This is a genomic window from Mesorhizobium sp. WSM3859 (assembly GCF_002295065.1).
Lineage (GTDB): Bacteria > Pseudomonadota > Alphaproteobacteria > Rhizobiales > Rhizobiaceae > Mesorhizobium.
Map to the genome: position 1 here is coordinate 1 of NZ_NSGG01000014.1, position 11,999 is coordinate 11,999.

Below are 11,999 nucleotides of genomic sequence, written 5' to 3' on the forward strand. Positions count from 1 at the left end.
GTGACGTCGCCGCCCTGGGCCTGCGGCGTCAGGTCGGTGATGGTCGGCGGCGTGTTGCCGATCGAGATCGTCAGCGTCGTCGACGACTGATCGCCGTCGCCATCGGTCAGCGTGTAGTGGAACACGTCGTCCACGCCGCCCGGCGTGTTTGCCGCGCGGGTGTAGGTGTAGCTGCCGTCCGAGTGCAGCAGCAGGGTGCCGTACTGGCCAGCGATCGAGACGCCGGCGTCCGTCACCGTCTGCGCCGAGCCGGCGCCATCCTTGCCGTAGGCCGATGTCACACTGGCATCGTCGGCGCCCTTGACGTCGGCGCCCGCAGCGTTGCCGTCGCTGCCGGCGCCGGTAATGACATTGCCGTCGATCGGCGCATGTGAGCCTGCAGCCACGGCATCGGTGTCAGCGACGGCCGTCGGCACGTCGTCGACGATCTGGACCGAGAGCGTGCCGGGAAGCGAGACGTCGCCGTCCGAGTCGGTGACGGTCACCGTCATGTCGTCATAGACGGGATCGCTGCCTGCCGGATGGTTCACGGCATGCAGCAGCGTGTAGGTGTAGCTCACCTGGCCGGTGGCGGGGTCGTAGCCGTTGATGGTCAGCGTGTTGCCGAGTGGCGTCGTGATGTCGATCGGCGTTGACGCGCTGTTGGCGAGCTCGGCGGCGCTGATCACCTGACCGTTGATATTCACCGAGCCGATGCCGTCGGGCGAGTTGATGGTGAAGTTGCCGGTGTTGATCTCGGACTGATCGGTGTTGGGTGCGGGATCCTGCGCCTCGCCAGAGCCTTCCGACCCTGAGCTTGCCGGCAAGCCCTTCTCATCAACGGTGGTGTCGCCGCCATCTACCGAAGGCGTCAGGTCGATGATCGTCGGCGTGGAATCTTCGCGCACCAGGCCCGGGAACAGCTCGCGATGCTCCGGCTGGCCGAACGCCAGGTCCGTCGGCGGCAGAAGGGCGGTAAGGCCGAAGCCGTCGCCGATGCCGCCCGGAGGCTGTTCGAAATTGCCGCCCGCGCTGCTCGGCGAGCCATTGCCGCCGGCCGAGATCGAGCCATCGGCGCCGAAGGCGACATCGACATGGCTCGCCTCGAGCGCGGCGATCAGCGCAACGCGCGGCACCTCGACATCGCCGATGATGAAGGTCGGCACGTTGAGCGCGCCGTCCTTGATGACGATCTCGGATCCGTCGGGCTGCACCAGCACGAGGTTGTGCCCATCGACCTTGATGTTGTCGATCGAGACATTGGCCGGGAGCTTCACGACATTGCCGGCTTCGGCATGATACTCGTGCGGTACATTCGCAGCCGCGGCATTCGCCGCCGGCGCCTTGTTCGCATCCTGCGCGTTTGCGCCCTGCGCATTGTCCGCGCCCTGTGCCGGCGCACCTTTGCCGACGTCAACCGGCACCGGCTCACTGCCCTGCGCGGCTTGGCCGCTCGCAGCCTGGGCGACTTGCACGCCCGTCGAGATCGGATGTTCCCCAACAGTCGTGTGCTCGTCCCAGGAGTTTGAAACGGCGTCGAATTCGATATTGGTCGTCATAGCTCAAGCCCCTCCGGCATTTCCCGGAAAGAGACATGTCAGGCCCGGACTTTGCAACAGACCTTTCATCTATTTCATATATTCGAATATGTAGAGAATCGCATTTTTTACACTTGGTAAATTGCGATGATATACTCCCTTATGTATGATCTTGAGGGGCTCGGGATCGGTGGCTGCACTCGGAGCCGGTTCGGTAAATGAAAGTATAAATTTGAATAAAATTTGATCGAAAATAGAATAGAGTGATTCGCGGAAATTTACCCACCTTCCTTTCCGATAATTTGAGACAAGATTGCTAGCGTCCACAGTCAAAGGTGGGCGTTATGAAAATACAAAAAGCAGCCCCGGGAACGACGGGGATCAGGGTTCTCTTGCTGGCTGTCGGCCTTGCCGGCCTGGCAAATCCATCATCCGCCAGCGTGGATTCGGGCCTGGAACCGGCTCTGCAAAATGTGCTTGCGCCGGCGAGCCTCGGCGGCGTTTCGCTGGCCCGGCCGCAGTCCCGCCAGCCAGCCGCCGTATACCGCATCGCCGACATTTCGGCTGGCTACGCGCCGGCGGCTGAGGTTGAAGCGCTTTCCGGCGCCAAGGCCGAACCCGGCATCGACCCGATCCAGACCGCCGCGATCATTCCCGGCGTTTTCGGCTCCGTCGCCTTGTCGATGCGCAACTTCCCGGTCGCGGCGCGCTGGACTCCCGTCTATAAAGCAATCGTCGACTGCACCGCGGGCAGCGCCTGCGATCGCGAGAGCCCGACTTTCTCCGAGATCATCGACATCGCCGCGGGCAAGGGCTTTCGCGACAAGCTGTCCTTCGTCAACTCAAGCATCAACCGCCTGATCGCCTATCGCAAGGACAGCGTCGTCTACGGCAAGCTCGACTATTGGGCAAAGCCGTCGGAAATCCTCGAGCATCGCGCCGGCGATTGCGAGGACTTCGCCATACTCAAGATGGCGGCGCTGCTCAGAGCCGGCATTCCGGCGCAGAGCATGTCGCTGGTGGTGCTTCAGGATCGCCGCCGCAAGTTCTTCCATGCCGTGCTGTCGGTCAGCACGGCAAGCGGCGCCTTCATCCTCGACAGCCTGGGCAACGCCGTCCTGCGCGACAGCGACCTGCCCGACTATGTTCCGCTCTATTCCTTCAGCACCGATCGCGCCTGGATCCACGGATCGAAGTCCGGCGCTCAGATCGCCGACATAGCCGGCGGCTTCGCGACGGTGGCGCCTGGCGAAGGATCGCCGAGCCAGCCGTGACGCCCCCGCGTGGGCCTGATTATGTGAGATAGGGAAGCGCATCGCGCCCGCGAAACAAGCGAAGCCGCTTCCAAGGTCCGCAGCCTCGCTGCAAGGCCATCTGGCGGCAAAATTGCTGCGCCGGGGTTCAGCCGTTGAAGACGAAGGCCATCAGAAGTTCCGGTTCGGCGACAGGCGCGCGCACGGCGCTGAGCTGGCCACGATAGCGCCGCTCGCCGGCGCCGATGACGAAGCCGCTGGTGACCGGCGTTTCGCCATTGGCGTCGAGCCTGGCGAAGATGTCGGTGACGTTGAGATCGAGCGCCAGCTTCAAATCCTGCCGCCCATCCTCTCCCGGCGCGCTCGGCAACTGGCGCCTGACCAGTTGCTGGAACGGCGTGTTGAAGGCCAGGATCTTCTTCGACGAAGACAGCGCGAAGGCCGGCGAGGGGCAGGCGACCAGGATCGCGGTGATCGTGCGGATCGAGGCGAGCTTGCGCAGCTCCATGCTTTCCTCGACAAGGCCGCGCATGCAGGCGACCCGGATCGCCGAGGTGAGGTTGCCCTGGTCGGGATGCTGCTCGGCGATCTCCTCGACCAGCATGCCGATCGTGCATTTGCGGCTTTCCGCCATGTGCTTCAGCGACACCCAGAAGGCTCGTTCCAGCCGGATGCCGCGACGCACGCCGCCGCGCGCCACGACGCGGAACTCGGGGCCGAAATCCTCGGCCACGAGGGCCGGCAGCAGCCGTTCGCGCGGAGTGTCCGGGCGGATGGCGCTATCGTTCACTCATCGCCTCCTGACGCGCCTTGTTGATTGGTTTCAAGAGATAATTGAGGATCGTCTTGCGTCCGGTCTTGATGTCGACCGAGCAGATCATACCGGGGATGATCGAATAGGTCTTGCCGTTCCTTGTCAGCGTCGACTTCTCGGTGGCGACGCGCACCTGGTAGTAGGGTTCGCCCGTCTTCTGGTCGACGAGACTGTCGGCGGTGATATTGGAGACCTTGCCCTCGATGCCGCCGAAGATCGAGAAGTCATAGGCCGTGACCTTGATCAGCGCTTCCTGGTTCGGCTGGATAAAGGCGACGTCGCGCGGCGAAACCCGTGCCTCGACCAGCAGCGTCTCGGATGTCGGCACGATGCCGGCGACAACTGCGCCCGGCTGCACGAAGGCGCCGAGGGTGTTGACGTCGAGCGTGTTGACGATGCCGTCGACCGGCGAGCGTATATCGGTGCGCGCGACCTTGTCGGTGGCGCCGCGGATGGTCTCGTCGACGACGGAAAGATCGGCCAGTGCTTGAGTCAGGTCGCTCAGCGCCTCCTGCTGCAATTGCAGGCCGAGCTCGTTCACCTGAAGCTGCGCCTCGGTGATTGCCGCCTGGGTCTTCTTGATGGTCTCTCCGGCCAGCGTCAGCTGTCCGTGCAGGTCGGTCTGCTCGCGCTCGACGCGGATCTGCTCGGTCCTGGCCATCAGGCCCTTCTTGACCATGGGTTCCACCAGCGCCGCTTCCTGGTCGGTCACGGCAAGGCTCTTGGACAGGCGGTCGGAATTGGCGGTGGCCTCGTCCAGTTCCTTCTCGCGCTGGTCGAGGCGCGATTTGAGAACGGACAGCTTGACCTCGAAATTGTCGCGGCGCGCGACGAGCAGCTTTTGCTCGTTGTCGCAGATTTCCGGCGCGGCCGTCTGGATTTCGGTGGGGCAGGGGAAGGACCCTTCGACATTGCCGCTCTGCTCGAACTGCAGCCGCGCGATGCGTGCCCGCAGCGCTCGCGCCTTGGCCTTCTCCTCACCCAGGCTCGATGTGTTGCCCGAATTGTCGAGTCGGATGATGAGGTCGTTCTTCTTGACGGTCTGCCCGATCTGGACGGCGATCTCCTGCACGACGCCGGCTTCGCTGGCCTGGATGACCTGCGTCTTCGAGGCGGGTATCACCTTGCCTTCGCCGCGCGCGATCTCGTCCACCTCGGCAAATGATGCCCAGCCCGTGAAGCACACGAACAGGGCGCCGACGATGTAGACGGACGCCGAGGCGAAAAGAGGTGGCCGGTCTTCCCTTGCAAGCATGTCCGCGTTCCGGTCAGGCACTGCCTTTCTGCAGTGCCTGGATGACTTGTTCCTTTGGCCCGTCGGCGACGACGCGGCCTTGCTCGATGACGATGAGGCGGTCGGCCAACTCCAGCATGCTGTAGCGATGGGTCGATACGATCAGCGTCGTGCTGCGGTCGAACGCCACCTTGAGCTGCCTGATCAACTGCCGTTCCGAGGCGAGGTCCATCGAACCCGACGGCTCGTCAAGGAAGACGATCTTCGGCCTGGTCAAAAGCAGCCGGGCGATTGCCACCGACTGCCTTTGCCCGCCCGAGAGATTGGTGCCGCGCTCGCCGACATTCATGTCGTAGCCGCGCGGATGCCGCGAGACGAAGTCGTCGACGCCGGCGGCCTTCGCCGCTTCGATGATCTCCTCGTCGGTCGCTTCCGGCGCCGCCATCAAAAGGTTCTCCTTGATGGTTCCCGAAAACAGGTCGCCTGCCTGCGCGACGATGCCGACCGCGGCGCGAACCTCCGACGGGTGGTATTGGCGGATGTCGATGCCGTCGAGCAGCAGCTCCCCTGAAGTCGGCAGGAAAAGCCGGCCGATCAGCCGGCCCATCGTGGTCTTGCCGGAACCGATGCGGCCGATGATGCCGATCCGCTCGCCGGGCCTGACCGCGATGTTGAGCCCGCTCAGAACTTCGTTTTCCGTGCCAGGATAGGCGAAACCGACATTCCTGAAGACGAGCGCGCCGCTGCGGATCGGCCGGTTGACGAACCCGACCGTATCGGGGCGGTCCTCCGGCTGCGACATGATCGTGTTGATGATCCTGAGCGACAGCATGGCCTGCCGGAAGCGCGCAAGCGTGATCGCGATCTGGCCGAGTGGCGCCACGGCGCGGCCGGCAAGCATCACGGTGCCGATGATGGCGCCCGTCGAGACCTGGCCTTCGGAGAAGGCATAGGCGCCGGCCACAACCAGGGCGACCGTCACGAATTGCTGGATTGCGCCGGTGATGTTGCCCGCCGCCGCCGAGAGCTCCTTGATCTTCTCCGACGTGTTGGCCGCGTTCTTCGAGTGCTCGCCCCATTTGCGCAGCAGATAGGCCTCGGCGCGCAGCGACTTGATCGTCTCCAGCGTGGAAATGGATTCGACCAGCAGGGCCTGGCGCTGGGATGCCTCGTTCATCGAGGCCGCGACCCGCTTGCCGATCCGCCGCTGCGTGATCAGCCCGACGAAGACGGAGACGACGAAAGCCAGCGCCGGTATGATCACCAGCCAGCCGCCAATGGCATAGATCACAGCCAGGAAGACGAACACGAAGACCGTGTCGATGAAGACGCTGATGGTGTTCGAAGTGAAGAACTCGCGCACGAACTCGTATTGCGTGACACGGTTTGCATATTCGCCGGTCGACCCGGGCCGCGCCGAAAGCGAGGAGTTCAACACTTTTTCGAACAGCAGATAGGATATCCGCAGATCCGCTTTGCGTCCGGCATAGTCGATCAGCGACGCCCTGGCCGTCTTGAGCAGCAGGTCGAACAGGATGGCCGCGCCGATGCCGAGCGCCAGCACCCAAAGCGTGGAGATCGCCTTGTTCGGCAGGATGCGGTCGTAGACATTCATGGTGAAGATCGGCGAGGCGATCGCCAGCAGATTGATGAAGACCGCCGACAGCACCACCTTGGAATAGGTGCGCCAGAACGCCCCCATGGTGCCGGTCAGCCAGTGGCGCCTCTCGATCCGCGCGGCAGTGCCGACGGTCATCTCTTCGGCGGTGTTGGCGTAGCTGATCGAAAAGGACGTGCCGCCGCTGATGTAGTTTTCGGCGAGTTCCGCCCTGTCAATCGTGGTGCGGCCGTTTTCCTGCGGCGCCGTCAGATATTGCCCGCCCTCGATTTCCGCCAGGAGCGCGACCGGCAATTGGCTGACGCGGAAGACGATCGCCGGAAGATCGAAGCGGCCGCGCAGGAAATCGCGATGGCTGAAATCCTGGACCTCCAGTCCGATGCGCTCGGCCAGATGGCGGATTTCATCCGGCTCGATGCGCGTCTCCGAAATCGGCACCCCGGCAAACAGCACCGTTTCCGCGCTCGGCCTGCCGAGATAGGCCGCAACGGCGCAGAAGCAGGCTTTGAAAGCCTCCTTGGGCGACAAGATATGAGGTTGCTGGTTCACGATCCGCCCCGAAGGACTGAGGGATCGATGCTTACATCGGCTACTTTTTCCTGACCGGCGCGAGGATGTCGAACGGCAGATCGTTCTTCTGCTCCGACGGCGTCCGCGCATAGGTCTCGGTATCGGCCGTAGCCGGCACACCGAATTCCTCACGAGCGTAGGCCGCGGACTGCTTGGCCGGCTGGATGTTGAGCGTCTTCAGCAATTCCCCGGTTGCGGCCAGCAGTCGGTATTGCGCGAACAGCGACGCGTAGGACGACGTGTCGGCCAGTGTCGCAGTGTTGAAGCGCGTGTTCTGGGCATCGAGCACATCGAGCAGTGAGCGCTGTCCGACCTTGAACTGCTCACGATAGGAGGCGACGAGCTTTTCGTTGGTGGCCGCCTGCTGTCGCAGCGTCTTTGCCAGTTCCGCCTGGCGGAACCTGCGGTCCCACGAGGTGCGGACGGCTTCCTCGATCTCGCGCAGCACCTGATGCAGCGCAAGACGCTGCTCGCTGGTGCGGCGGATCTGTTCCTGCTCGTTGGCCTTGTCGATGCCGCCGCGGTACAGATTCCAGCGCAGCACCACCCGAGCCTGCAGGTCGCTGGTGTCGCCATTATCGCCATCGATATCGGACCCGCCGCGGGCAACACCCTCGGCGGTGATCGTCGGACCGAATTTCGCCCGCGCCGCATCAACCAGCGAAGCCGCCGCGTCGATATCGCTGTTGGCCATGTGGACACGCGGATTGTTCTGCCTGGCAAGCCCGATCGCATCGTCGAGCGACCGGGGCAGGGCGGCTGAGACGTCGGCCGGCCGCGATGGGCTGGTCAGCGGCTTGCCGACATTCTTGAAGAAGCGGATCTTGGCCGCCTCGAGTTCTTCGGCTGCCTCCTGCATCCGCGCCTTGGCGGCAAAAAGGCGTTCCTCGGCCTGCTGCCGGTCGGCGTCGTTGAGCGCGCCGCCCGCGATGCCTTGCTTGATGTCGCTGAGAATGGACTGATGAAAGCCAAGGTTCTTCTTGGCCTCGGCCACGATCGAAGCCTGCAGCATGTACTCCAGATAGTCCTGGACGACCGCGAGCCCGATGAACTCGGACCGCTCCAGAACCCGGAAGGAAGCTCCGTCGACCCGCGAGGCCTGACGATTTAGTTCCGCCCGCCTTGCGCCGCTGTCGTAAAGCGTCTGCGAGACGGTAAGGTCGGCCTCGTTCGGATAGAGGGCTTTGTGATCCTCGTCGAGCGCGCGCCGTGTGTCATTGTCCAGGCGGCGAACGCCTGTCGACGCTTCCAGATCGACGCTCGGAAGATAAAGGCCTTTCGCCTGGCGCAGCTCGAATTCGATCGCTTCGCGGTTTTCGATCGCCTGGCCAATCTCCGGATTGGATTCCACTGCGACGGCAACGGCTTCTTTGAGTGTGAGTGCGCTGGCGCTACCGCAAGCCAGCATCGACACCGTAATGGCAAGCGCGATGCGCCAGCCGACGGTTACTTTACCCGTCCTGGTCATTTCTACCCCGTGACTATCCCCGCGCCATGTTGTTTTTATTGGCGCTTATTTGCCCAAGCCTGCCACCGGAGCTTTCGGTCAGTATCTATCAGATTTTTCCAGGATGTGAGCGCATAATGGATTAGGCACCACTTAAAAGTGCGATTCAGGGCATTCGAGCCAAAGCCTGTAGCAAAAATGGCACAGAACCCAGCGCCGCAGGCGACAGGCAGTCCGCCCAAATCAGGCCGCTATGGTTAATGATCTGCAACCAACGACGATTCGTGGCGGTGGCTCCACACAGGCATATTTCAGACCGCGCGCCGTGATCCGCTCGGGCCGCATCCAGTCCGTTGAAAAGCGCCCTAGGCCACTGACCAACCGCCATCCACCAGGACATTGGCGCCTGTGATGAGCGACGCCGCCGGCGACGCCAGAAACACCACGGTCCCGGCTACATCGATCGGATCGCCGATGCGGCCGAGCGGAATATGCCCCAGCACATGTGAGTGAAAATCCTTGTCGGCGAGCGAGGGTCGGGTGCCGTCGGTCCAGATGAAGGTCGGCGCGACGCTGTTGACGGCAATGCCGTGCTGCGCCCATTCCGCCGCCAGGCAGCGGGTGAGATGGTTTATCGCGGCCTTCGACATGCAATAGATCGCTTCGCCCTTCAGCGTCACCGTGCCGGCCTGCGAACTGATGTTTATGATGCGGCCGCACTTCCGCGCGATCATCAGCCGGCCGACCGCCTGCGTCGTGAAGAACGTGCCCTTCAAATTGACGTCGACAGTAAGATCGAAATCCGCCTCGGTGACGTTCTCGGCCAGGTTTTCCGGCCCAAGCCCGACATTGTTGACCAGCACGTCGATGCGGCCGAAGACGGTATGCGCCTCGGCCACCGCGCTGCGCACGGTCGCGAGATCGGTCAGGTCCATGTGCACGGCGAGTGCCTTGCGACCCATGCCTTCGATCTCGGCGACGAGCGCCTTGCCATCGGCGGCGCTGCGCACACCCACCACCATGTCGGCGCCGGAGCCTGCGCAGGCGAGCGCGCAGGCGCGGCCGATGCCACGCGTAGCGCCGGTGACCAGCACCACCTTGCCGTTCAGATCGAATTTCGGCGTGAACTCCGTCATGTCCAACCTCCCCTTGCGTCAGCTCGTCCGACATTAGCCGGTCGCACGGCGAAAACCAGAAGGTCGCGGCTCGCCGGGGAAAATCTGCTGCGCCTTTGCAAACAATGCGCAAGAAATCGCCATGTCCGGCTGGTTTGGTTGGCAAACGGTGATCGTTCCCTGTATTGCGGGCCGGATCAAAAAGCAGTGGATCTTCTTGCATGACCAATGTCGTCCTGACCGGGCTTGCCCGTGATCTTGCCCGGCGCGCCGCCGAGGGCAGGCCGGTGCGCGTCGGTGTCATCGGCTCCGGCGAGATGGGGACCGATCTGGTGACGCAGGGCATGTTGATGCCGGGCATTTCGATCGCGGCCGTCTCCACGCGGCGTCCGCACACCGCCCGCGAGGCGATCCGCATCGCCTATGGCGACGAGGCGATGGCTGCCGAGGCCGAAACCGCCTCCAAGGTCACCCAGGCGATCGAGGGAGGCCGCATCGCCATCACCTCGAACGAGATGCTGGTCACCAATCCGCTGATCGACGTCGTTATCGACGCCACCGGCAAGCCGGGCGTCGCGGCGGATTTCGATCTGATGGCCATGGAGCATGGCAAGCATCTGGTGATGATGAATGTCGAAGCCGACGTGACCATCGGCTGTTACCTGAAGCAGCAGGCCGACCGGCTGGGTGTGGTCTATTCGGTCGGCGCGGGCGACGAGCCGTCAAGCTGCATGGAACTGATCGAATTCGCCTCGGCGCTTGGACTGACCATCGTCGCGGCGGGCAAGGGCAAGAACAATCCGCTCAACCATGACGCCGTTCCGGACGACTACCGGGAGGAGGCTGAACGTCGCAACATGAACCCGCGCATGCTGGTCGAATTCGTCGACGGCTCGAAGACCATGGTCGAGATGTGCGCCATCGCCAACGCCACCGGCCTGGTCCCGGATGTGCCTGGCATGCACGGCCCCAAGGCCGATCGCGATCAACTGACCAAGGTGCTGATCCCGAAAGAGGACGGCGGCCTGCTCTCCCGGAAAGGCGTGGTCGACTATACGATCGGCAAGGGGGTGGCGCCTGGCGTGTTCGTCATCGTCGAGGCGATGCATCCGCGGGTCGTCGAGCGCATGGACGATCTGCATGTCGGCAAGGGCCCTTATTACGGCCTGTTCCGGCCCTATCACCTGACCTCGCTGGAGGTGCCGCTGACTGCCGCCCGCATCATGCTCTACGGCAAGCCCGACATGGTGCCTTTGCCAAGGCCGGTGGCGGAGGTCTGCGCGGTCGCCAAGCGCGACCTTGCCGCCGGGGAGACCTTCGATGCCATCGGCGAAACCTGCTACCGCTCCTGGACCATGACCATTGCCGATGCCCGGGCGAACCGGGCCCTCCCGGTCGGCTTGCTCGAAGGCGGCAAGGTGCTGAAGCCGGTGAAGAAGGGCGAGTTGTTGACGCAGGACAATGCGTCGCCCGACAAGACGACGCGGCTCTACGCCCTGCGCAAGCTCCAGGACGAGATGCTGTATGGGGCGAAGGTCACTTCCCCAGCTCTATCGACCTGAGCCGCGCCGCCTCGACCGCTTCCGTCACAAGTTTCGTCAGCCGGTCCCCGCCCATCAACACGGCGAGCGCGGCGGCGGTCGTGCCGTTGGGGCTGGTCACCTGCTGGCGCAGCACGCCAGGCTCCTCGTCGCTTTCAGCGGCGAGCGAGGCCGCCCCGAAAACGGTCTGCATGGCGAGCAGCTTGGCGGTCTCGGCCGGCAGGCCGGCCTTCTCGGCCGCAACCGTCAACGCCTCGATGAAGTGGAAGACATAGGCCGGGCCGGAGCCGGAGACGGCCGTCACGGCATCCATCAGGCCCTCATCGTCGATCGTCGTCACGACGCCGCTTGCCGAAAGCAGTTCGACAACGAAGCGGCGGACGTCGTCGGACACCAGCGGGTTGGAGAATACCACCATCATGCCCTTGCCGATCGCAGCCGGCGTGTTCGGCATGCAGCGGACGATCGGTGCATGCTCGCCGAGGATAGTTTCGAACGTGGCGACCGGCGTGCCGGCGGCGACGCTGACGAACGTGGTGCGGCCGTCGCCGAAGCGCTTGTAGTCAGCCGTCACCTCGCGGATCACCTGCGGCTTCACGGCGATGACCACCAGATCGGGCACGGCATCGGCCGGAATGCCCGCGGCCTCGGCGGCGGCGCGGCAGCCGAGATGTTCGGCGCGCTGGCGCAGTTCCGCGTTGGGCTCGACCACGAACACCGCCGACGGTTCGAGCTTGGCGGATTTCAGCCAGCCCGAGAGCATGGCGTAACCCATATTGCCGCAACCGGCGAGAACGAGCCTGATCGTCATGAAAGCCTCCGAGAACCGGAACTTCCTTAGACGCTTGAGCGCCGGCGGAAAAGTCCAGTTTGGTTGAGACTTCTCGTCC

The 11,999-nt window shown here is 63.7% G+C and carries 9 protein-coding genes; 2 read left to right on the forward strand and 7 right to left on the reverse strand.

Going from position 1 to position 11,999, the window contains the following annotated elements:
• On the reverse strand, positions 1 to 1,538 hold a 1,538-nt coding region (locus tag CK230_RS24755; RefSeq protein ID WP_210201494.1), incomplete at its 3' end, for a VCBS domain-containing protein.
• Positions 1,539 to 1,861: 323 nt separating this feature from the next.
• Between CK230_RS24755 and CK230_RS24760 the strand changes: the two genes are divergently transcribed.
• Positions 1,862 to 2,791 (forward strand): transglutaminase-like cysteine peptidase, encoded by a 930-nt coding sequence (locus CK230_RS24760; protein ID WP_095819770.1) that lies wholly within the window; start codon positions 1,862 to 1,864, stop codon positions 2,789 to 2,791.
• A 127-nt stretch (positions 2,792 to 2,918) separates the two neighbouring features.
• Here the strand turns inward: CK230_RS24760 and CK230_RS24765 are convergent, their stop codons facing one another.
• The 5 genes from CK230_RS24765 to CK230_RS24785 form a co-directional block, all read right to left on the reverse strand.
• Positions 2,919 to 3,560 (reverse strand): ribbon-helix-helix domain-containing protein, encoded by a 642-nt coding sequence (locus tag CK230_RS24765; protein ID WP_095819771.1) that lies wholly within the window; start codon positions 3,558 to 3,560, stop codon positions 2,919 to 2,921.
• Positions 3,550 to 4,839, reverse strand: a complete 1,290-nt coding sequence (locus CK230_RS24770) for an HlyD family type I secretion periplasmic adaptor subunit (RefSeq protein WP_095819772.1) — start codon at positions 4,837 to 4,839, stop codon at positions 3,550 to 3,552. Before CK230_RS24770 ends, CK230_RS24765 begins: the two co-directional genes overlap by 11 nt.
• Before the next feature lie 13 nt (positions 4,840 to 4,852).
• Positions 4,853 to 6,985 (reverse strand): type I secretion system permease/ATPase, encoded by a 2,133-nt coding sequence (locus CK230_RS24775; protein ID WP_095819773.1) that lies wholly within the window; start codon positions 6,983 to 6,985, stop codon positions 4,853 to 4,855.
• Positions 6,986 to 7,025: 40 nt separating this feature from the next.
• Positions 7,026 to 8,474: a TolC family outer membrane protein gene (locus CK230_RS24780; protein WP_095819774.1), complete on the reverse strand. Its 1,449-nt coding sequence runs from the start codon at positions 8,472 to 8,474 to the stop codon at positions 7,026 to 7,028.
• A 344-nt stretch (positions 8,475 to 8,818) separates the two neighbouring features.
• On the reverse strand, positions 8,819 to 9,589 hold the full coding sequence (locus CK230_RS24785) for a glucose 1-dehydrogenase (RefSeq protein ID WP_095819775.1): 771 nt from the start codon (positions 9,587 to 9,589) through the stop codon (positions 8,819 to 8,821).
• Positions 9,590 to 9,789: 200 nt separating this feature from the next.
• Between CK230_RS24785 and CK230_RS24790 the strand changes: the two genes are divergently transcribed.
• On the forward strand, positions 9,790 to 11,130 hold the full coding sequence (locus CK230_RS24790; protein ID WP_095819776.1) for an NAD(P)H-dependent oxidoreductase: 1,341 nt from the start codon (positions 9,790 to 9,792) through the stop codon (positions 11,128 to 11,130).
• Here CK230_RS24790 and proC read toward each other — a convergent pair.
• Entirely contained in the window at positions 11,105 to 11,920 is an 816-nt protein-coding gene (proC, locus tag CK230_RS24795) for a pyrroline-5-carboxylate reductase (RefSeq protein ID WP_095819777.1), read from the reverse strand. The two genes, CK230_RS24790 and proC, sit on opposite strands and share 26 nt — an antisense overlap.
• Positions 11,921 to 11,999 lie beyond the last annotated feature (79 nt).

Excerpts from the sequence above, each read along its gene's own strand:
- CK230_RS24760 (WP_095819770.1), top strand. The coding sequence starts at position 1,862 with ATGAAAATACAAAAAGCAGCCCCGGGAACGACGGGGATCAGGGTTCTC.
- CK230_RS24770 (WP_095819772.1), bottom strand. The coding sequence starts at position 4,839 with ATGCTTGCAAGGGAAGACCGGCCACCTCTTTTCGCCTCGGCGTCCGTC.
- CK230_RS24780 (WP_095819774.1), bottom strand. The coding sequence starts at position 8,474 with ATGACCAGGACGGGTAAAGTAACCGTCGGCTGGCGCATCGCGCTTGCC.
- CK230_RS24785 (WP_095819775.1), bottom strand. The coding sequence starts at position 9,589 with ATGACGGAGTTCACGCCGAAATTCGATCTGAACGGCAAGGTGGTGCTG.
- CK230_RS24790 (WP_095819776.1), top strand. The coding sequence starts at position 9,790 with ATGACCAATGTCGTCCTGACCGGGCTTGCCCGTGATCTTGCCCGGCGC.
- proC (WP_095819777.1), bottom strand. The coding sequence starts at position 11,920 with ATGACGATCAGGCTCGTTCTCGCCGGTTGCGGCAATATGGGTTACGCC.